Source organism: Pseudomonas sp. NFACC51 (assembly GCF_900103575.1).
In the GTDB taxonomy this organism is placed as follows: Bacteria; Pseudomonadota; Gammaproteobacteria; order Pseudomonadales; family Pseudomonadaceae; genus Aquipseudomonas; species Aquipseudomonas fluorescens_Q.
This window is the reverse complement of record NZ_FMXH01000001.1, coordinates 928236-949759: the sequence shown is the minus strand read 5'-3', so window position 1 is coordinate 949759 and position 21524 is coordinate 928236. Positions and strand designations below refer to the sequence as shown.

Sequence of the window (21524 nt, the reverse complement as noted above, 5' to 3'; positions counted from 1 at the left end):
CCCTGCGCTCCTATTGATACATCTCCGGCACTTCGTAACGCAGGCCGTAATGGGCATAAAGAGTCTTGACGCTGCCGTCGCGGATCAAGCCTTCCAGCGCCTCTTCCACCGCATAGGCCAACTGACGGTTGCTTTCATGCACCGCCATGCCGATTTCCCAACGTTGCTTGCCCATGTTCGGGTAGGCGTTTTCCGCCAGCGCCAGTTGCGGATCAGCCGCCTCGTGCACTTGCCAATCGACCTCACCGCGCATGGCCATGACGGCGTCCACCTCCCCGGCCTGCATGGCCCCGAAAGCTTTGGCGACGCTGGGGTAATGGCGGGTCTTGGCACTGAGCATGCCGTTGAACACCGAGGTCAGGTAGAACGACGGCACACTGTCGACTTCCACCCCGATGGGGTGTTGCTGGAACACTGCGACACTGCCCACCGAATCCAGTCGGCGGCGGTCATATGCCACCTGCCAACATTCCTGCTGATAAGGTCCGAACATCACCACTTGGGCATTTTCCAGCTCACCGATGTCGTTGCGCTTCTGCACGTAGTCGTGGTCGTACGGCACACGCATCATCAGGTCGGCCAGTTGTCGGTCGTGCAGCGGGCTGCTGCGCCAGATGTAATCGCGCAAATCGTCATCAAGCTTCTCGCCGGGAGGCGCCCACATCAATGTCAGACGCACGCCCATGGCCTTGGCCAATGCCTGCGCTAGCTCCACGTCGACGCCCCGGGGCTGGCCTTGGTCTTCGAAACTGTAAGGGGCGAAATCCTTGTAGACCGCCACTTTCAACTCTCCGGCGGCGATTATCTGATCATAGCTGCGCACCTGCGCCTGCGCCGCCTGGCCACACAGCAGCAGGCTGCACATCACCCACGCGAACAGGCGCATGGCGATCACTCCTCGACGTGTACGCTGTCGAGATAGGTGCGCACCGCCCACAAGGCTTCCTGGCTCAGGTAGTCGGCCATTTTCGGCATGTAGACTCGGCCGTCGCGCACCGCGCCGTGACGTACGCGCTCGACGAACCATTCATCCCCGGCTTCGGCGGCGTCCAGCATCCGCAGGTCCGGGGCGATGCCGCCCGACTTGGCCTCCAGGCCATGGCACGCGGCGCAGTTCTGGTTGTAGGCCGAAGCGCCGATTTCTATGGCTTTGTCACGCTCGGGGGAACTGCGATAGGGGTTCTGGGCGGCCCAACCATCACCGTCCAGCGGCAGGTTGGTGTCCTTGATCGGGGTCAATCCCTTGGTTTCCACTGCCTGGGGCACTACGTTGCCATGGGCCCATGCGGAGCCTGCGCCGGTCAGCCCCATCAGCAGTGCGGTAGCGATGATGGCGTTGCGTTTTGTTGTCATTGTTATGCCCTCTGGATTGCACGCAAGACCTCTGTGAAGAAGCCGTGCCGTCATCTTAGGAACCGCCCTGCCCCAGCCGAATGCTGCTTTGGTGGCCGGGATCTAGTTCCTTGGTAGCAGGCCATCCGACGCAGGTCGTAAAGACAGGCGGTTTGGGAAGTCTTCCCGGCAAGGGCGGGACTTTTTCCGTATCGGCCGGGTCGTGGCACCACTCACCCTAGTCAGGCCAAAACCTTTCACTGGGAACTGCCACCATGAGAATAAAAACGCTACCCGCCCTCTCCTCCCTGACGGTCGCCTTGCTGCTGGCTGGCAGTCTGTCAACGAGTCCGTTGGCGAGCGCTGCCGTCACCTGGGAAGACATCGCCAACGACCACCTGACCACCCAGGACGTGCTGCAATACGGCATGGGCACCAACGCCCAGCGCTGGAGCCCGTTGGCCCAGGTCAACGACAAGAACGTGTTCAAGCTGACCCCGGCCTGGTCCTACTCATTCGGCGACGAGAAGCAGCGCGGCCAGGAATCACAGGCCATCGTCAGCGACGGCGTGGTGTACGTCACCGGCTCGTACTCGCGGGTATTCGCCCTCGACGCCAAGACCGGCAAGCGCCTGTGGACCTACAACCACCGGCTGCCGGACAACATTCGCCCGTGCTGCGACGTGGTCAACCGTGGCGCGGCCATCTACGGCGACAAGATCTACTTCGGCACCTTGGACGCGCGAGTCGTCGCCCTGGATAAGAACACCGGCAAAGTGGTGTGGAACAAGAAGTTCGGCGACCACGCCGGCGGCTACACCATGACCGGGGCGCCGGTGCTGATCAAGGACAAGACCAGTGGCAAGGTCCTGCTGATCCATGGCAGTTCCGGCGATGAGTTCGGCGTGGTCGGCCAGTTGTTCGCTCGCGACCCCGATACCGGCGAAGAAGTCTGGATGCGCCCGTTCGTCGAAGGCCACATGGGCCGCCTCAACGGCAAGGACAGCACCCCGACGGGCGATGTCAAGGCGCCCTCCTGGCCCGACGACAAGACCACTGAAACCGGCAAGGTCGAAGCCTGGAGCCACGGCGGCGGCGCACCTTGGCAGAGCGCCAGTTTCGACGCCGAGACCAACACCATCATCGTCGGCGCGGGCAACCCTGGCCCGTGGAACACCTGGGCGCGCACGGCCAAGGATGGCAACCCTCACGATTACGACAGCCTCTACACCTCCGGCCAGGTGGGTGTCGACCCAAGCACTGGCGAAGTGAAGTGGTTCTACCAACACACGCCCAACGACGCCTGGGACTTCTCCGGCAACAACGAGCTGGTGCTGTTCGACTACAAGGACAAGGACGGCAAGGTGGTCAAAGCCACCGCCCACGCCGACCGCAACGGTTTCTTCTACGTGGTGGACCGCAACAACGGCAAGCTGCAGAACGCCTTCCCGTTCGTCGACAACATCACTTGGGCCAGCCACATCGACCTCAAGACCGGCCGCCCGGTGGAAAACCCCGGCCAGCGTCCGGCCAAGCCATTGCCGGGTGAAACCAAGGGCAAGCCGGTGGAAGTCTCGCCGCCCTTCCTCGGCGGCAAGAACTGGAATCCCATGGCCTACAGCCAGGACACCGGCTTGTTCTACGTCCCCGGCAACCAGTGGAAAGAGGAATACTGGACCGAGGAAGTGAACTACAAGAAGGGCTCGGCCTACCTCGGCATGGGTTTTCGCATCAAGCGCATGTACGACGATCACGTTGGCAGCCTGCGGGCGATGAACCCCACCACCGGCAAGGTAGTCTGGGAGCACAAGGAACCGCTGCCACTGTGGGCCGGAGTACTGGCGACCAAGGGCAACCTGGTGTTCACCGGCACCGGCGACGGATTCTTCAAGGCCTTTGATGCGAAAACCGGCAAGGAGCTTTGGAAGTTCCAGACCGGCAGCGGCATCGTTTCCCCACCCATCACGTGGGAGCAGGACGGCGAGCAATTCATCGGCGTGACCGTCGGCTACGGTGGTGCCGTACCGTTGTGGGGCGGCGACATGGCCGAACTGACCAAGCCGGTGGCCCAGGGTGGGTCGTTCTGGGTGTTCAAGATTCCGAGCTGGGATAAGGCGACGGCGCAGAAATAGCCCAATCCCACCTGAATCCTAATCGATACAACAATCCCCTGTGGGAGCGAGCCTGCTCGCGATAGCGGTGGTTCAGCTGGCATTCATGTTGACTGACATGGCGCTATCGCGAGCAAGCTCCCACAATTGCCCGAGCTCATGCCATGAGATGCTTGTCATTGCTGCTTTTGTTCGTTGGCGCCTTTGCCAACGCCGACGAGACCGACACCCCGCTCACCCTCAACGGCTGCCTCATCGCCGAATCCAGCCAATGCCCCGGCGCCAACCTGCGCGGTGCAAAACTGGCGAACCAGGACCTGCGCAAAATGAACCTCAGCGGTGCCGACCTGCGCGACGCCGACCTGCGGCACGCACGGCTGGACCTGGCCAACCTCGAGAAAGCCCAACTGCAGGGCGCCAACCTGACCCGTGCCAGCCTGCAACAAAGCAACCTGCGCCTGGCGGACTTCAGCGGCGCCACGCTCAAGGCGATCCAGGGTTGGGGTCTGTTCGCCCAAGGCACGCAGTTCCAACGCGCCGACCTGACCGCCGCCTACCTTCAGTTCGCCCGCTTGTCCGGCGCGCACCTGCAGGGTGCCAACCTGCAGGCCGCTGACCTGGAAATGGCCTGGCTGAGCAAGGCCGACCTCAAGGGCGCCGACCTGCGCGACGCCAACCTGCAGGAAGCCAAGCTCGGCGAAAGCAACCTGGAACAGGCCAACCTGAGCGGTTCTCGCCAGCACTACGGGAATTTCCAGGATGCGAATATGGAGGGCTGTACCGGTTGCCCGACTTCCTGGGATCAGTAAGGATTGCCACAACCCCCTGTGGCGAGGGAGCTTGCTCCCGCTGGGCTGCGCAGCAGCCCCCCTCCGCCGGCCAACTCAGTCAATCCGTCCTACCGAGGTGCCTGGTTTCAGGGCCGCTTCGCGCCCCAGCGGGAGCAAGCTCCCTCGCCACAATGAACCTGGGATTCACCCCGCCACCCGCACCACCCCCATATCGATCCCCAAGTGCACCAGCTCGGCATGGGAGCTGACCTGCAACTTGCTCTTGAGCAGCGTCAAATGGTTGGACACGGTCTTGGCGCTGATGCACAGCTGTTCGGCAATGGTGCGGGCGGGGGTGCCCTTGGCGAGCATGACAAAGATCTCCAACTCCCGTTGAGTCATGCATTGCAGCCGCGGGTCGACATCCTGGCGCGAACGGGTGCAGGCCAGTTGCGTGGCCAGGGATTGCTCGATGTAGACATGCCCGGCCAGCACTCGCCGCACCGCGTCGACCAGCACCTGGGGTGCCGAATTCTTGGTCAGGTAGCCCGCGACGCCAGCGTCCAATGCCTGGCGCACCAAGGGCAATTCATCGTGCATGCTGAAAAACAGCACCCGCAGTTGCGGCAGGCGATGGCGTAGCCGGCGGGTGGTTTCCAAGCCACTGATACCGGGCAGGCCGAAGTCCATGATCACCAGATGCGGCACCTGCTCCTGCACCTGGCTCAACGCCTCCTCACCGGTCGCCGCTTCGCGGACCTGCAGGTCCGGCATCAACACCCGCAAAAGGCTGGCATAGCCCTGCCGAACCACCGCATGGTCGTCCACCAACAGAATGTTCATCACGCCTCCAGGGGGATATTCAAGGCCAGCGCCCAACCGGCGCCAGCCTGGCTGAGGATGCGCAGCTCACCGCCCAGGCTGCGCGCCCGCTCGGACATCGAGTGCAAGCCGACACCGGCGCGCGATGGTTGCGTCGCTCCACAACCGTTGTCGCGCACCAGCAACCGCAGGCGCCCGGCGCGGTGTTGCAGGCGTATCCGCACCTGCGTGGCGCCGGCATGCCGGGCAACGTTGGTCAACGCTTCCTGCAACAAACGATACAAGTGGGTCTTGTCCGGACCGGACAAGGACGGCAGTGTTTTGTCGATCCACACCTGACAGGTGATGCCCTGGCTGGCCTGCCATTGCCCGGCCAATAGCCTGATGGCCTCGCACAATGGCAGGTACTGCAACACCACTGGGTACAAGTCATGCACCAGTGCCCGGAAACCCGATTGCAAATGCTCGCAATGCTCTTCGAGCTGGCTGACGGTCTGCTCCAGCGCCAGCGGCTGATCCATCAACAGCCGCAGCAGGCAGGCGCGAGCACGAATGCCGGCCACGTATTGGCCCAAGTCGTCGTGCAGGGTCTGGGCCAGCTGGGTACGCTCCTGTTCCTGCACGGCCAGCAAGGCCTGGGTAAGCCGGGCGTTATCGGCCTGGGCCTCGGCCAGCGCAGCGGTCATGCGATTGAAATGCCCCGCCAGATGCTGCGCCTCCGGGACACCCTCAGTGCCCAGGCGCACCTGCAGGTTCCCGGCTGAGACCTGACGCAACGCATGCAGCAGCTCATCGAGCAAGCGCATGCCCCGGCGTACCCCCCAACGAATCACCAACAGGCTGAGCGACAGCGCCAGGGCACAGACGTACAACAGTTGCACCAAGGAATCGAGAATCTCGTCGATTTCATCGCGAGGGTCGACGGCAATCCAGGCCCGCCGACCGTCCGGCAAATCCACCACCTGAGCCGCGGGTCCGTCATCCAGTAACCGGCGGCCGAGCCAGGCCTTCATTCCGGATTCATTCGCCGGGAACAACTCCCCAGGGGCCAGCCAACGGACCCGCACATGCCGCAGGCTGCCGGTCAACCGCGGCTGGAGACTGGCCGGATCGCGCTCGGCGGTTTCGCGCAGGTAATGCACCACCGATTCGGCCGATTGCAGCTCTCGTTTCACATCGGCCATGGCCTGGTGCAGCAGCAGGACTGCACAGGCCAGGGTGACCAGGGCGAAAAAGGCGGAGACCCAGAGGTTGATGCGCCAGAGGGCTGACATGGCTAGCGCTCCAGCCCTGAATTGACACCTACACCCTGTGGGAGCGGGGGTTTCCCGGTTTTGGGACGGTCAACCCCGATCAAACTCAGGATCAGCAGAAACGGCAACAGCAGCGCTTTGAGAATCCGCATGGTCTGCCCCCTCCTGGTCAATGACGATGCCTGCATGCTAAAACCCCGACCTCCAAGGTGAGTTACTACCTTGGTACTGCACCGGCGGTACTTTCTGCATATTTCCCCATGCCCCTGGGCTTTCTATGCTGGCGCTACCTGCAATGGAGGATGTCATGCGCCGGCTCGTCAGTTACGCCCTGGTTTCTCTGCTGGCAGCGGCAACTGCTCACGCGGGCGATGCCACGCCGCTGCAAGTGCGCATCGGCTACCTGGGTTACCGTCCCGATCCGGGCCCGTTGCTATCCAACGTCATTGCCGAACCGGCCGATGCCGGGTTGCGCGGCGCTGAATTGGCGATCGTCGACAGCAGCAGCACCGGGCGTTTTCTCAAGCACGACTACCGCCTGGAAAGCACCAGCGTCGACACTCCCGAAGCGCTGCTCCAGGCCGCCCGGACCCAACATGACCAGGGCCTGCGGCTGTTCGTGGTCAACGCACCGGCCGCCAGCCTGCGCCAACTCAGCGCCGCCCTGCCCGACAGCCTGCTGTTCAACGCCGGTAGCCCCGACGACAGCCTGCGCACCACCGACTGCCTGGGCAACGTGCTGCACAGCCTGCCCGACCGCGCCATGCTCGCCGATGCCCTGGTGCAGTTCAGCGTCGTGCGTAAATGGCAGCGGGCCTTGCTGATCGTCGGCCAGACGCCCGAGGACCAGGCCTATGCCGCCGCATTGCGCCGGGCCATGAAACGCTTCGGCATGAAGATCGTCGCCGAGAAGGCCTGGCAGTTCGACAACGACCAGCGCCGCAGCGCCCAGGCCGACATGCCGCTGTTCACCCAGACCGCCGAGTACGACGTGGTGCTGGTGGCCGATGAGCGCGGCGACTTCGGTGAATACCTGCCCTACCAGACCTGGTACCCACGCCCGGTGGCCGGCACCCAAGGGCTGACGCCCACCGGTTGGCACAAGACCGTGGAAACCTACGGCGCGGCGCAACTGCAAAAACGCTTTGAAGCCCTGGCCGGACGCTGGATGAACGACCGCGACTTTGCTGCCTGGATCGCCGTGCGCAGCATCGCCAGCGCCGTGAGCAAGTTGCGTCAGGACGACCCGCTCGCCATTCGCCAACTGGCCCTCAGCGACCAGTTGCCCCTGGACGGCTTCAAGGGTCGCAAGCTCAGCTACCGGCCCTGGAACGGCCAGTTGCGCCAACCGATTCCCCTGGTCCAGCCCCGGGCACTGGTCAGCACCTCGCCCCAGGACGGTTTTCTCCACCCTTCCAATGAAATGGACAGCCTGGGTTATGACCGGCCCGAAGTGAGCTGCCGTTACCCCTGACCGAAAACAACAATAAGGAAAACCGCCATGTGCCGCCCGCTGTTCAAACCGGCCCTGCTCTGCCAAGTCCTTGCCCTGGGCGCTGTTCTGCTGGCTGCCGGCCCCGCCGCCGCCAGCATCGCCTGGGTCTCCAACGAGAAGGACAACAGCCTGAGCCTGATCGACATGCAGAGCCTGGAAGTCATCGAGACCCTGCCGGTTGGCCAGCGCCCCCGGGGCCTGCTGCTGTCCCACGACAATCGCCTGCTGTACATCTGCGCCAGCGACTCGGACCGGGTCCAGGTGATGGACGTCGCCACCCGCAAGATCATCAAGGAACTGCCTTCCGGCAAGGACCCGGAGCAGTTCGCCCTGCACCCCAACGACCGCTGGCTGTATGTCTCCAACGAAGACGATGCCCTAGTCACGGTGATCGACACCCAGACTTCCGAAGTGCTGGGCCAGATCGGCGTGGGTGTCGAACCCGAGGGCATGGCCGTCAGCCCTGACGGCAAGTGGGCGGTCAACACCAGTGAAACCACGAACATGCTGCACTGGATCGACACCAGCACCCAGACCCTGGCTGACAACACCCTGGTGGACCAGCGGCCACGTTTCGTCGAGTTCAATCGCGACGGTACGCAGCTCTGGGCCTCGGCGGAGATCGGCGGCACGTTGACCGTACTCGACGTCGCCACGCGCCAGGTGCTCAAGACCCTGACGTTCCAAATCAAGGGCGTGCACCCGGACAAGGTCCAACCAGTGGGCATCAAGCTCAGCGCCGACGGCAAGCTGGCGTTCGTCGCCCTGGGCCCGGCCAACCATGTGGCGGTGATCGACGCCAAGACCTTCGAAGTGCTGGATTACCTGCTGGTGGGCCGACGGGTCTGGCAACTGGCGTTCACCCCGGACCAGAAGCAGCTGCTGGCGACCAACGGCGTCAGCGGCGATGTCTCGGTGATCGATGTAGAAAGCCGCAAGGTCCTGAAGTCGGTGAAAGTCGGGCGCTACCCTTGGGGCGTGGTGGTCACGCCATGAACGCCCTGGAGGTCAGCGACCTGAGCTTTGCCTATGGCGCGCGCGAAGCTCTCAAGCAGATGAACTTCAGCCTGCCCGCAGGCCGTTTCGCCGCGCTGCTGGGTCCCAACGGTGCCGGCAAGTCGACGCTGATCGCCCTGCTCACACGCCTGTACGACCTGCAACGTGGCGAGATCCACATCGGCGGTCATTCCCTGCAGAAATCACCAAGACCGGCCCTGCGCCAGTTGGGTGTGGTGTTCCAACAGAGCACGCTGGACCTGGACCTGAGCATTGAACAGAATCTGCGCTATCACCTGGCGCTGCACGGTTTTTCGCGGCGCCAGGGCAGCGCCCGCATCGACGCCGAACTGACCCGCCAGCACCTGACGGAGCGCCGCCACGAGCGGGTACGCGACCTCAACGGTGGCCATCGACGCCGGGTTGAGATCGCCCGCGCCCTGCTCCACGAACCGCACCTGCTGCTGCTCGACGAACCCAGCGTCGGCCTCGATCCGGCCAGCCGCCTCGCCCTGGCTCTGCACATCCGGCAACTGTGCAGCGAGCAAGGCATCAGCGTGCTCTGGACCACTCACTTGCTCGACGAAGTGCAGCCCAGCGACGACCTGTTGATCGTGCACCAGGGCCGTCTGGTCGCCAGCGGACAGGCCGACGCGGTGAGCCTGGAACATGGGGGCACCCTCGGTTCGGCCTTCACCCGCTTGACCACCACGGGAGTCGGGCCATGAATGCGTACTGGCAATGTTTCAGCGGCATCGTGACGCGCGAATGGCTGCGCTTCGTGCTGCAACGCACACGGCTGCTCAGTGCCCTGGTACGGCCCCTGCTGTGGCTGCTGGTGTTCGCCGCCGGTTTTCGCGCGGCACTGGGCATCGCCATCATCGCGCCCTACGACACCTACATCCCCTACGAGGTGTATATCGTGCCCGGGCTGGCCTGCATGATCCTGTTGTTCAACGGCATGCAGGGCTCGCTGTCGATGGTCTACGACCGGGAGATGGGCAGCATGCGCGTGTTGCTCACCAGCCCCTTGCCCCGGGCTTTCCTGCTGGCGAGCAAGTTGTTGGCGACCTCGCTGATCTCACTGTTGCAGGTCTATGCCTTTCTCGCTATCGCCTGGCTGTACGGCATCCAGCCACCGACCATGGGCCTGCTGCTGGCCCTGCCGGCCCTGTTGCTGGTGGCCCTGATGCTCAGCGCCCTGGGCTTGTTGCTGTCCAATGCCATCCGGCAACTGGAAAACTTCGCCGGGGTGATGAATTTCGTGATCTTCCCGATGTTCTTCCTGTCTTCGGCGCTGTACCCGCTGTGGAAAATGCAGGAAGCCAGCCCTTGGCTGTACTGGCTTTGCTCGGTCAGCCCGTTCACCCACGGCGTGGAGTTGGTGCGTTTTGCGCTGTACGAGCAGTTCAACCTGCTGGCGATGGCGGTGTGCGTGGGGTTGACCCTGGTGTTCGCGCTGTTGGCGGTGTGGACGTTCAATCCGCAGCATGCGGCGTTGCGCAAGGCCAATTGAATTGCCCCATACCCATATCCCACGGGGGTTCTGTGCAGGGCTCATGGCCAAAATTACTACTTTAGTACTGGTTTTCCTGTCTATGGTCGCATTCACAAGACCTCGACCCTGGCATGTAATGGGCGCATAACAAAAAGGATAAATCCTATGCCCCGTTTGCTGGCGATCCTCCTGCTGGGCCTGGCGCTGAATGTCGCGCAGGCCGATACCGCGCTGTTTTCGGCGCAGGGTTATCGCATCGCCCAATACCGCAGCCCGACGCCCGCCACTGTCGACGGCGCCCAGACCCTCGATACCCAGGCCCTGCAACAGCTGCTTGAGCAAGCCTCGCCCCCGGTGCTGATCGACGTTTATCGCCGGCCGTGGGTCCAAGGGCGTTTCATCGACAACGAACCCCACGCCAACCTCCCGGGCAGCCTGTGGCTGGCCAATACCGGTGACGGCGACCTCGACCCGACCTGGCAGGACTACTTCAGCCATCACCTGCGCACGGCCACCGGCGGGCGGTTGGATTCACCGTTGGTCTTTTATTGCCGCGCCGATTGCTGGCTGAGCTGGAACGCGGTAAAACGCGCCACTGCCATGGGCTATAACCATGTGTACTGGTATCGCGATGGCCTCGATGCCTGGGAGGCGGCCAACCTGCCCCTGCAAGCGGCCCGGCCCGAACCTTTTCCCTGATCTTGCAAGAAGTGCGTGCAACTGCCCTGCCCCACACGACAATAACGAGGTGAATGGCCATGTATAAAATCCTGATAGCCGACGATCACCCACTGTTTCGCGAAGCCATCCACAACGTCATCAGCGACGGTTTTCCTGGCAGCGAGGTCATGGAGACCGCCGACCTGGACAGCGCCTTGGCCTTGACTGCCGAGCACGACGACCTGGACCTGATCCTGCTGGACCTGAACATGCCCGGCATGCACGGGCTCAATGGCCTGATCAACCTGCGCAACGAGGCACCGACCATTCCCGTGGTGATTGTCTCCGCCGAGCAGGACAAACAGGTGGTGCTGCAGGCCATCACCTATGGTGCGGTGGGCTTCATCACCAAATCCTCGCCACGCTCGCAGATGACCGACGCCATCGAGCAGATCCTCAACGGCAACGTGTACCTGCCGCCCGACATCATTCGCACGCAAAAAAGCCCGATGGGCCGCCGCCTGAACGAAACCCCGGCATTCCCGCCGGAACTGCTCCAGGCCTTGACCCGCAAGCAACTGCTGGTGCTCGAACGCATGACCAAGGGCGAGTCGAACAAACAGATCGCCTACACCCTGGACATCGCTGAAACCACGGTCAAGGCCCACGTCTCGGCGATCCTGCGCAAACTCAACGTGCACAACCGGGTGCAGGCGATCCTCAGTGCCGGGGATATTGATTTCGGGGCTTATTTGCGGCGCTGAACAGGCGCCATGAATCCCTGTGGCGAGGGAGCTTGCTCCCGCTGGGGCGCGCAGCGGCCCTGAAAAGTCTGCAACAACACCGATAATCAGGGTGGCGCGCGAAGGGGGCTGCTTCGCAGCCCAGCGGGAGCAAGCTCCCTCGCCACAACAGTGTTCGGCTCAAGATCGGGAGGGATCCAACAGATGACTCATCGCAATCTTGAGCTTCATCGGCCGCACCGGCTTGTGCATCAGGGTGTGCCCGCGTTCGCGGATCTGCTGCTTGAGTTCGTTGCTGTAGTTGGCGGTGATCATCATGGCCGGGATCGGTGAGGCCCGGCGGGCGTTGATCCTGGCCACCGCATCGACGCCATTCTGATCGTTGTCCAGATGATAATCGGCGATCAACAAGTCGGCCTCGGCATGGTAGTTGTCCACTTGGCGGGCCAGGTCCTGTTCCGACAACGCGGTCACTACCTGGCAACCCCAGCCCTCCAGCAACGTACGCATGCCGGCGCAGATCGCTGCATCGTTATCCAGCACCCAGACCCGTGCCCCGCGCAGGCGTTCGAGCATCGGCTCGCTCATGTCCAGGCACGGCAGCGGCTTGGGCGCGGTGGCGCTCAGCGGCACGTCGATGGAGAACATCGAGCCCTTGCCCGGCCAAGAGCGCACCTGGATCCGGTGCCCGAGGATCCCGGCGATTTTTTCGACAATCGCCAGGCCCAGGCCCAACCCACGGTCCTGGTTCGGGCGTTGCACGTCGCCACGCTTGAACTCCTGGAATATTTCCTCGAGGCGGTTCTCGGCAATACCGATGCCGCTGTCCCAGACCTGGATCGACACGCGTTGGCGGTGTCGCCGGCAACCCAGCACCACCCGCCCGCTGGGAGTGTAACGAATGGCGTTGCTCAGCAGGTTGCGCAAGATCCGCGCGAGCAATTGCATGTCGCTGCGCACCAGCACCGAACAACCGACAAAGTGCAGCTCCAGCCCTTCGCTGCGGGCGATCTGGGCGTATTCGGCGGCCAGGTTGTCGAGCAACTCACTGAGGCCGAACGGCGCGACGTCGGCCTTGATCACCCCGGCGTCCAGCTTGGAGATGTCCACCAGGGTGCCCAGCAGGTTCTCCACGTCCTGTAGCGAATTGCTGACGTTACGCACCAGTTGCGCGTTGGCGACCGGCTCGCGGCGCTCAAGCAAGGCACTGGTGAACAACCGGGCAGCGTTGAGCGGTTGCAGCAGGTCATGGCTGACCGCTGCGAGAAACTTGGTCTTCGACAGGTTGGCCTGCTCGGCCTCGCGCTTGGCCTCCCGCAGGCGCAATTCCACCCGGCTGCGCTCGTCGATCTCGCGCAGCAACTGGTCATTGAGCGTAGTCAGTTCGGCGGTCCGTTCCTGGACCCGCTGTTCCAGGTTCTGGTAGGCCTGGTGCAGCGCTTCGGCGGTGCGCCGGCGTTCGGTGATGTCGCGGATCAGCACGAAAATCCCCACCACTTCACCGTTGGCCAGGCGGTTGGGTACATAGGAGCGCAGCATGTAGCGCTCCTGGTTGTTGATGTTGGTCTCGGCGAACTCAAACGTCACGCTCTCCCCCGCCAACGCCCGGGCCACGTAGGCTTCCAGGCGCTGGTAATGCTGCTCGCTGTGGGCCTCGCGCAGGCTCTGGCCGAGCATCACGCCACGGGGCCAGCAATACCATTGCTCGTAGACCTTGTTGGTGAACTCGTAGACCAGGTCGGCGTTGAGGTAGGCGATCAGCGCCGGCACATGGTCGGTGATCAGGCGGATCCAGCGCTCGCTTTCGCTCAGGGCTTCGGCGTGCTGGTAGCGTTCGGTGATGTCGGTGAAGGTGTTGACGTAGCCGCCAGTGGGCAAGGGATGCGTTCGGATCTCCAGGACCCGGCCATCGGACAGGCGCTGCTCGGATTCGTGGATCAGCCGGCCGTTGCTGTCGCGACTGGCCGGGGTCAGCAGTTGCAACTCACTGTCGGCAATCACTTCGTTGAACGGCCGGTGGGCCGCTACCGGAGCCAAGCCGCTGAGTTCCAGGAAGCGCCGGTTCCAAAGCTCCAGCACGCCTTGGGCATTGACCATCGCCACGCCCTGGGACAGGTTGTCCACCGCCCGCTGCAACAGGTGGGATTTCTGCGCGATGGCCTGCTCGCGACGCACGGTTTCGCTGAGCTTGACGTCAGTGATGTCGGTAAACAGGATCACCCGCCCGCCCTCCTGGGTCGGCCGCTCGCTGACTTGCAACCAACGTCCGTTCTGCAAGCGATACAGCACATGCTCGTCGGCCTGGCCCCGGGGCTCTTCGCTGAACAGCCCGTTGGCGGTCATCAAGCGCTTGACCTCGGAAAGGCGCATGCCGGCGATGATGCGCACCCGGCTGTTGGCCCAGAAGGCCTTGAAGCGGCTGTTGAACAGGACAATGCGTTGCTGCTCGTCGAACAGCACAAACGCATCGGAGATGCTTTCGATGGCATCGATCAGGTGCCGATGGGCGGTTTCCGCCCGCAGCCGCGCCTCGCCCAGCAAGTGATTGCCGGCCTTGAGTTCGGCCATGGCCTGGTTCAGGGCATCGGTGCGCTCACGCACCTGCTCAGCCAGCACCACCGAGTGCTGGAACGCCGCATACGGGTCGTTGCCCCGAGTTACGCCGGACTCCACCCGTTCGATCAGCGCCTCATTGATGCGCCGCAACTTGCGGTTTTCATGCTGCTGGGCAGCGAGCTGGGCCTGCAGCTCAGCGATGGCCGGGGACGCGATGTCGGGCAATGGCAACTCCGGTGAACGTCTGGTTGATGTGCATGCCATTGAACTGTTCTCCATAGGTGTTGAACCCCATCACCCGTTGTTCGCGCAGGAACTGGCCGATCTGCTCCAGGCCGCCGCGATCTTCCAGCTCCAGGCGCCGGAGAAAGCAATCGCAGCCGATGGTCAGCAGCAAGTCGCCGAGGCGTGCCTGCAAACCGTCGAACAGCGTTTGCAGGTTGTGCAGCAAAGGACCGGGCGTCATCGCGGTGAGGACAATGCCGTTCTCCACCGCACAGTAGAAACTCAGGCTCAAGTCCGGATGCACCTGCTGGATGGCGCGCACGTAGTACTGGTCGTTGATGCGCACCGCCAGTGGATGGGCGGCGAAGACCCGGTAGTCGAGGGCGCTCACCGGCACGCCGATGTGCCGGGCGTATTCTTCGGCGGCGGGTTCGGCGTTGAGCTCGTAGACCCGTCGCGAGGCGCTGTCGGCGCCGGTCACCACCAATTTCTCCTCCCGGGGCAGGATGTGATGGGTGGTGAAGACTTCGAATTCCAGCCAGGTGTTGATCAGCACCACCACGGCCGCGCCACTGTGGAACTGGCCTTCGAAGTACACGTGGGTGTGAGTCAGGTAGTTGTCATCGCCGGCCGACCCGCCGAAATGCGGGATGTCTCCCAGCGCGGCGCTCAAGGCTGCCAGCACCATTTCCTCGCGGCTGGACAGGCCATCGAGCAGGGTCAAGGCGAAGCTGTGGCCCTTGATCGGGGCCAGGGCGTTGCTGCGACAGCCACTCGCCAGACGCTCGACCATTTGCTGGGCGTCGATCAGGCTGAAGTGCTCCATCTCGCCGATCAGTTCGGCGGCGATGGAAAAGTGCCGGTGATCGAAACCCACCGCCGTCACGCAGTTGCGACCATAACCTTGCGCGGTGATTTCACCGGCGCTGGTACAGCCCACCAGGCGAATCCCACCGAAACTCTGGGACAGCGCCTGGCCCAAGGCCGGCAGGTCATATTCGGCGGAACAGAAAAACAGCACGAAGCCCAGGTGCGGGTGCAACAACTGCCGCGCCAACTCCTGGGCCACCTGCTGGACGTCCGTGGCCTGGGACATGGCGCTCACCACACCTTCGCTCTGGGCCTGCTGCATCTTCGCCTCCGACGGGTGCGTGATAGGAGCCCTGAGTGTACGAAGCCGCGTCGAGTCGACGTATGCTACTTGGGTAGCGGGTGGACGCTTCCATGGGATGAGAAGATCGGCGCACACGACGCCGCCGCCAACATCTACACCCCTGATATGGAATACCTTTGTGGCGAGGGAGCTTGCTCCCGCTGGGTTGCGAAGCAGCCCCAAGCAAATTGAATGCAGTCAACCTGACACAGCGCGCTGTCAAGTCTCAGGGCTGCTTCGCAGCCCAGCGGGGCGGTGCGACGTTTCGCTAAATCCCCTCACCACAAAGGCGGTTCGGTGTGCAGGCAATATCAGTGACTCATCGGCGACATGGCGGTCGCCTGCCCCAGCAGTTTCTGGTCGATGTCTTCCAGGCGCAGCACCCGACCACCGGTATCGCTGGCGAGTTTTTGTGCCGCCTGGGGGTCGGAGAACGAAGCCAGGACAACGCCCATGGCGCCCTTGAGCCCGCTGCCGATGACGAAGTAGGCGGTCCGGGCGTCGATCAGGTGGGCGTCATCCGGTGTGTCCCAATGGCTGCGGCCCATGTCGTGGACATACAGCTTGACGTCGGCCCGATGGTTTTCCGGCTGCAACCACCAGCCCAGCATCTCCGCCGGCGAGCAGAATTTCTTTACGCCCCCTGCCCCGACCGCCGCGCCCTTGGGCCCGGGAAAGTCAGTGATGACCATGCCGCACACATGGCACTCGTCACCGGGATGGAACGCCAGCGCCGCCTCGCTGGCCGCGGGTGGCTCGGCCTTGCCGCAAGCCGCCAGTGCCAGGCACATCAATACCCCGACCCAAAGGCGACCCGCCTTGAAATACACCCTGTTCATCGTTGCATGCTCCCTTATCAAGATTGAAATTCACGGGCACCGGCGATTGAACAACCGATAGGCCAGCCACAACGGCGCCGCCATCCACAGGCCCAGGCACAGCCAGAGCAAAGGCGCCGACACCGGCAGGTCGCTGCCCAAGGTCAGCACCGCGGCGCCGCTGGACGCCGCATCGAACCCGGACAGGTTGATCAGCCGATACACGTCGGTAGGGTTGAACAGCAGCAGCCATGGCAACAGTTCCGGGCTGAAGCGCCCTTCGCTCAGCACCAGCAATGCCAGCAACGCCAGGTCGAACACCAGCACGAAGAAAAACCACACCCCCAGCGCCAATCCGGCCGCGGTGGATTTCTCTGCCGACAAGCTGCTCAGCACATAGGCCAACCCGAGGAACACCCAGCCCAGCAGCGTGCTGGACACCATGAAGCGACCGAAGGCCCAGAGCAGCAGGCTCAACTGGACATCGTCCACCAACAGGGCGATAGCCAGCATCGCGCAGCCAAAACCGATGAAGGTGGCCAGGGCCAGGATCAAGCCGTGCCCCACGAACTTGCCCAGCAGCAATTGTCCGCGGCCCAACGGGTAGGTCAGCAACAGCAGCAAGGTGCCGCTCTCGTCCTCGCCGACAATCGCGTCATAGGCCAACAGCAAGGCAATCAGCGGCATCAGGAAGGTCGCCAGGCTGGACAGGCTCGCCACCGTGGCCGGCACCGAGGTGAACCCCAGTTGACCGGACGCCGCCGCGCCGAGCCAGGCGATGCCGATCGCCAGCACCGCGAACAACAGACTGATCGCCAACAACCAGCGATTGCGCAGGCCATCGCTGAATTCCTTGCGAGCCATGTTCCAGACCGGATTCATAGGCGGGTCTCCTCGGCCGCGGCACGGACCATGTAATGACGGTACAAATCCTCCAGCGACGGCGGCTTGATCTCGACATCCGACGGGTCATCCTGGGCCAGTAACTGGCGCAGCAATTTAAGCTTGCTGCCATCCGGCGCGGACACCTGTACCCCCTCGGCGCCCCAGCCTTGGGTGGCGTGCCCTTCACTGCGCCAATGCTGGCGAAGCCAATCGGCCCGCGACAGGCCCGAGGCGCGGATCAGCGTCGGCAACCCGGCGTCCTCCCTCAGGCGGGCCAGGCTGCCCAGGGCCAACAGGCGACCCCGGGTGAGAATCGCGGCGCGGTTGATGTGAGCTTCCACGCCAGGCAGGACATGAGAACAGAGAATGATGCTGGTGCCCTGCCAACGCAGGCGGTCGAGCAACTGATAGAGGTCCTGGGTGGCGATGGGGTCCAGGCCCACGGTCGGTTCATCCAGCAATAACAGGCGCGGTTGGCCGAGCAGCGCCTGGGCCAGGCCGAGACGCTGGCGCATGCCCTTGGAATACGTCTTCACGCGTCGTGTCGCGGCACCCGCCAGCCCGACCTCTTCCAGCAAACGCTGCACCTGCTCCGGTGCAGCGCCTTTGAGCCGGGCAAAATGGCGCAAGGTTTCCAGCCCGCTCAATTGCGGATAGAACATCACGTTCTCGGGCAGATAACCGAGCATCTGCCGCACGCTCGGGTCACTGGGCGCGCGGCCGAAGACACGCACCTGCCCCTCGCTGGCCCGCAGCAAACCGAGGATCAGCTTCATCGTGGTGGTCTTGCCCGCACCGTTATGCCCGAACAGGCCGAGCACTTCGCCCTGGGCCAGGTTCAAGTCCAGCCCGCGCAGCACGGCGACATCGCCATAGTACTGGCTGACGCCTTCGATCTCGACGACGTTCAAGACGCGTCCTCCTGGGCACTGTTGCGTGGCGGGGGCTGGACAGGCGTTTCCATCAGCGGATGGCTGTCCATCACCCCGGGGGATTTCATCACCGGGAAGGCTCGCTGCACCCAACGCAGCAGTTCGATCCCCGGGCTGTTCATCAACAAGCGCACCTGGGGATACAGCCACAGCAGGCGATCGACGTTGTCGTTGGGTTCATAGGCGACATCGCCCAAGCCATCGCCATTGCGATCCCAACCCAGGTAGTCGCTCCAGTAATTGCCGCGGCCATCCACCGACCATTCCTGCAACCGCGTGGCCACGTATTTGACCTGGCGCTGGTTGTGAACGAAGGCATTGCCGGCGATGCGGTTATCCTCCGAGCCCGCCGTCAGGTGGATACCCACGGCGCTGCGCTCGAAATGGTTACCTTCGATGCGGTTGAACAGTGAGTTGTAGATGAACAGGGCCTTGCCCTCGGCGCCAGTGATCATGGTGTCGCCGGTGGACCCGTCGCGCACGTCGGTGACGAAGTTGTCGCGCAGGGTCGAATAGGTGATGTAGTTCATCAGGATCCCGTAGTTCTGATCCTGTTCGGAGCGATTGCCGATGACCGTCAACTGGCGGCTTTGCATCAAGGCATAACCGGTGCGAGTACGCCGGGTGACGTTATCCAGCAGGCGGTTATCGTTGGCGAACATGTAATGCACGCCGTAGCGCAGGTCCTCCAGGACATTGCCCTGGAGCAGGTTGCCGCTGGAGGTATCGATGTAGATGCCATCGCGGGTTTCGCGCACCTGGTTACCGATGACCCGGGCGCCGTGTACGGCATACAAATGGATGCCATTGCCACGGTCCTGGGAGCGCAGGCTGGGGTCGCCCTGGATGCGGTTGTCGATCAGGCTGACGTCCCGCGTGCCATCGACCCAGATACCGAAGCCCTGGCCCTGCATCCGGTTGCCACGCACCACCGCGCCTTGGGCAACCGGTTGGATGAACACGGCCGCGTTCATGGCCGTCAGGTCGTGGCCCCAGTCCAGGAACGTACATCCCTGGACCCGCACGTTCGGGGCGCGAATGATCACGCCATTGCCCTCGCCCAGGCCCTGGAATACCGCATCCGGCGCACACGTGAGGGTCATGGGCTGGTCGATGCTGAACGAGCCACGGTACTGGCCTGCAGGCAGGCGCCATTGCTGGTCGCCCTCGGCCTGCAAAGGCAAATCGGTGATCGGCTGCGGCGCGCCGAGCACGCCGCCCGACAGCAGGCTGAACACCAGGGCAATGACCAGTCGACGAACGTTTGGATGCTGCATATTCCCGGTCATTGCGCCTGTCTCCCTAGTGAATGACTCAGGCCTTTTCAACCAGCATGCGCCCGACCATCTCCATGTGCAGCGCGTGGCAGAACCAGCTGCAGTAGTACCAGTGCAAGCCGGCCTTGTCGGCGGTGAAGGTGATGGATGAGGTCTGTTGCGGACTGATCTCCATGCTGACGCCATGGTTGGTCATGACAAAGCCGTGGGACACGTCCTCGATCTGGTCGATGTTGGTGATGGTCACCGTCACCTCATTGCCTTGTTTGACGGTGAACTCCGTCAGGCCATAGGCCGGCGCCATCGACGTCATGTACACCCGAACCTTGTTGCCGTCGCGGATGACCTTGTTGTCGGTTTCCAGGTTGATGCCGTCCTTCTTCGCCCGGGCCACGGTGTCGGCGAAAAACGGATCGTTGCGGTTCCAGATCTTCTGGGTCTTGATCTGATCGCGCCGCGCGAGAATGCAGTCATGCGGTTCGGCGAACGCCGGGCCGTCGTGCACCAGCTTCATTTCTTCACCGGAAATGTCGATCAGTTGATCGTTCTCCGGGTGCAGCGGGCCGGTGGGCAGGAAGCGGTCCTTGGAGAATTTGCACAACACCACCAACCACTTGCCGTCCGCCTCGCTGGTTTCGGTGAGAGACGCATGGTTATGGCCAGGCTGGTATTGGACGTCGAGTTTCTGCTTGATGTAATTGATCTTTTCGCCCTTGTAGGCGCGGATGGCCGCGTCCATGTTCCACTTCACCACCTGGCTGTCGATGAACAAGGTGGTGTAGGCATTGCCGCGCCCGTCGAACGTGGTGTGCAATGGCCCGAGCCCCAGTTCCGGCTCGGCGACGATCACTTCGCGTGGGTCCTTGAAGCGGTCGGCGAACAAATCGTCCAGGCGATCGATGGCGATCATCGAGACCGTAGGCGACAGCTTGCCGTTGGCGATGAAGTATTTACCGTCCGACGAGGTATTGAGCCCGTGGGGGTTCTTCGGCACGGGAATGTAGCGGGTGAATTCGGAGTCCTTGCCATCGATCTTGCGGCCATCGACCACCGGCACCTTGGAACCGTCCAGGTTGATGAACTTGCCGGCCTTGATCGCCGCCTCGATGCGCGGGATGTTGAAGACCACCACCCAGTCGCGCTCGTTGCGCATCATGCCGCCCAGGTCGTAGGCCTTCTCGGAGTTGTAGCAGGTGCTGGCGGCGTATTTGCCGGTGTAGTCAGCATCGGAGTTGTCCAGGTTGCCGTCGACGATCACCTGGAACGCCATTTCCATTTTCTCGGCATCGATGGCGTTGAACATCGTGAAGCTGTTTTTGTCCTGCAGGTCGAAGGTATGGCCGTCGTTGGGGTGCGGGATCACGAACTCAGCGTTGGCGAACACGTACTTGGTGTACGGCACCTTTTGCAGGCGCAGGCCGTGGATGGCTTGCACGTTGGGCACGGTGAGGATCTTGTCGCACTTCATGATGTCCAGGCGAATACGCGCGACCCGCGAGTTGGCCTTGTCGTTGATGAACAGGTATTTGCCGTCGTACTTGCCGTCGGTCATGGAGATGTGCGGGTGGTGGCAATCGCCGTTCTGGTACTTGGCGCTGTCGCCCAGGATGCGCTTGCTTTCGTTGGTCAGGCCCCAACCGGTGGCCGAGTCGACGTTGAACACCGGGATACGCATCAGCTCACGCATCGATGGCACACCTAGCACCCGCACCTCGCCCTGGTGGCCGCCGCTCCAGAAACCATAGTATTCGTCCAGCTCCCCAGGCCCGACGTGAATCTTGGACTTGGCCTCCTTGGCCGCCGCAGCCCAGGACTCACGGGTGAACGTCCCGGCCCCCAGCGCCGTCGCGCCGGCCAGTACGGCACCGGTTACCGCGCCAGTGCCGAGAAAACTGCGCCGGCTAACACCCCTGGGTTCTTCCACCACGCCCGGGGTTTGGTTTTTTTTATCGCTCATGCTGTGTGCTCCATGAAGAATGAAACGGTCAAGGGACAGGC

The 21524-nt window shown here is 63.1% G+C and carries 19 protein-coding genes; 8 read left to right on the top strand and 11 right to left on the bottom strand.

Going from position 1 to position 21524, the window contains the following annotated elements:
* Positions 1-10: 10 nt before the first annotated feature.
* Positions 11-886, bottom strand: coding sequence for a substrate-binding periplasmic protein (locus tag BLT00_RS04060; protein ID WP_092141412.1), 876 nt, complete (start codon positions 884-886; stop codon positions 11-13).
* Between the two features lie 5 nt (positions 887-891).
* Positions 892-1353 (bottom strand): cytochrome c-550 PedF, encoded by a 462-nt coding sequence (pedF, locus tag BLT00_RS04055; protein ID WP_063321449.1) that lies wholly within the window; start codon positions 1351-1353, stop codon positions 892-894.
* A gap of 254 nt (positions 1354-1607) precedes the next feature.
* Here pedF and exaA point away from each other — a divergent pair, with 254 nt between their 5' ends.
* A complete protein-coding gene (exaA, locus tag BLT00_RS04050; RefSeq protein WP_092141415.1) occupies positions 1608-3464 on the top strand; it encodes a quinoprotein ethanol dehydrogenase in 1857 nt (618 codons plus the stop codon).
* A gap of 143 nt (positions 3465-3607) precedes the next feature.
* Positions 3608-4252, top strand: a complete 645-nt coding sequence (locus BLT00_RS04045) for a pentapeptide repeat-containing protein (RefSeq protein ID WP_092141418.1) — start codon at positions 3608-3610, stop codon at positions 4250-4252.
* A 165-nt stretch (positions 4253-4417) separates the two neighbouring features.
* On the opposite strand, the gene BLT00_RS04040 is transcribed toward BLT00_RS04045, so the two are convergent.
* Entirely contained in the window at positions 4418-5056 is a 639-nt protein-coding gene (locus tag BLT00_RS04040) for a response regulator (RefSeq protein ID WP_092141421.1), read from the bottom strand.
* Positions 5056-6309: a HAMP domain-containing sensor histidine kinase gene (locus BLT00_RS04035; RefSeq protein ID WP_092141424.1), complete on the bottom strand. Its 1254-nt coding sequence runs from the start codon at positions 6307-6309 to the stop codon at positions 5056-5058. Before BLT00_RS04035 ends, BLT00_RS04040 begins: the two co-directional genes overlap by 1 nt.
* Positions 6310-6595: 286 nt before the next feature.
* Between BLT00_RS04035 and BLT00_RS04030 the strand changes: the two genes are divergently transcribed.
* The 6 genes from BLT00_RS04030 (at position 6596) to BLT00_RS04005 (ending at position 11701) form a co-directional block, all read left to right on the top strand.
* Complete coding sequence (locus tag BLT00_RS04030) at positions 6596-7762, top strand: ABC transporter substrate-binding protein (protein WP_092141426.1); 1167 nt, start codon at positions 6596-6598, stop codon at positions 7760-7762.
* 27 nt (positions 7763-7789) lie between these two features.
* Positions 7790-8779, top strand: coding sequence for a YVTN family beta-propeller repeat protein (locus BLT00_RS04025; RefSeq protein ID WP_092141429.1), 990 nt, complete (start codon positions 7790-7792; stop codon positions 8777-8779).
* The gene (locus BLT00_RS04020) at positions 8776-9507 is read left to right on the top strand and encodes an ABC transporter ATP-binding protein (RefSeq protein WP_092141432.1); all 732 of its coding nucleotides are present in this window, start codon (positions 8776-8778) and stop codon (positions 9505-9507) included. The genes BLT00_RS04025 and BLT00_RS04020 overlap by 4 nt, the downstream gene beginning before the upstream one ends.
* Positions 9504-10295 carry an ABC transporter permease gene (locus BLT00_RS04015; protein WP_063321456.1) on the top strand — a complete coding sequence of 264 codons (792 nt, stop codon included), beginning with the start codon at positions 9504-9506 and terminating at the stop codon, positions 10293-10295. Before BLT00_RS04020 ends, BLT00_RS04015 begins: the two co-directional genes overlap by 4 nt.
* A 147-nt stretch (positions 10296-10442) precedes the next feature.
* Entirely contained in the window at positions 10443-10976 is a 534-nt protein-coding gene (locus BLT00_RS04010; RefSeq protein WP_092141435.1) for a PQQ-dependent catabolism-associated CXXCW motif protein, read from the top strand.
* A 59-nt stretch (positions 10977-11035) separates the two neighbouring features.
* Positions 11036-11701, top strand: coding sequence for a response regulator transcription factor (locus BLT00_RS04005; RefSeq protein ID WP_053122521.1), 666 nt, complete (start codon positions 11036-11038; stop codon positions 11699-11701).
* Between the two features lie 159 nt (positions 11702-11860).
* Here the strand turns inward: BLT00_RS04005 and nahK are convergent, their stop codons facing one another.
* The 7 genes from nahK to nosZ all read right to left on the bottom strand — a co-directional run bounded on the left by nahK (position 11861) and on the right by nosZ (position 21483).
* A complete protein-coding gene (nahK, locus tag BLT00_RS04000) occupies positions 11861-14500 on the bottom strand; it encodes a hybrid sensor histidine kinase/response regulator NahK/ErcS' (protein WP_092141438.1) in 2640 nt (879 codons plus the stop codon).
* On the bottom strand, positions 14430-15593 hold the full coding sequence (gene nosP, locus BLT00_RS03995) for a nitric oxide-sensing protein NosP (RefSeq protein ID WP_063321459.1): 1164 nt from the start codon (positions 15591-15593) through the stop codon (positions 14430-14432). The genes nahK and nosP overlap by 71 nt, the downstream gene beginning before the upstream one ends.
* 332 nt (positions 15594-15925) lie before the next feature.
* On the bottom strand, positions 15926-16453 hold the full coding sequence (locus BLT00_RS03990) for a nitrous oxide reductase accessory protein NosL (protein WP_092141441.1): 528 nt from the start codon (positions 16451-16453) through the stop codon (positions 15926-15928).
* Between the two features lie 30 nt (positions 16454-16483).
* Positions 16484-17314: an ABC transporter permease gene (locus BLT00_RS03985; protein ID WP_092141444.1), complete on the bottom strand. Its 831-nt coding sequence runs from the start codon at positions 17312-17314 to the stop codon at positions 16484-16486.
* Positions 17311-18228 carry an ABC transporter ATP-binding protein gene (locus tag BLT00_RS03980; RefSeq protein ID WP_063321461.1) on the bottom strand — a complete coding sequence of 306 codons (918 nt, stop codon included), beginning with the start codon at positions 18226-18228 and terminating at the stop codon, positions 17311-17313. Before BLT00_RS03980 ends, BLT00_RS03985 begins: the two co-directional genes overlap by 4 nt.
* Positions 18225-19538: a nitrous oxide reductase family maturation protein NosD gene (locus BLT00_RS03975; RefSeq protein WP_092141447.1), complete on the bottom strand. Its 1314-nt coding sequence runs from the start codon at positions 19536-19538 to the stop codon at positions 18225-18227. The genes BLT00_RS03980 and BLT00_RS03975 overlap by 4 nt, the downstream gene beginning before the upstream one ends.
* Before the next feature lie 25 nt (positions 19539-19563).
* On the bottom strand, positions 19564-21483 hold the full coding sequence (nosZ, locus tag BLT00_RS03970; RefSeq protein WP_092141450.1) for a TAT-dependent nitrous-oxide reductase: 1920 nt from the start codon (positions 21481-21483) through the stop codon (positions 19564-19566).
* Between the last annotated feature and the right edge of the window lie 41 nt (positions 21484-21524).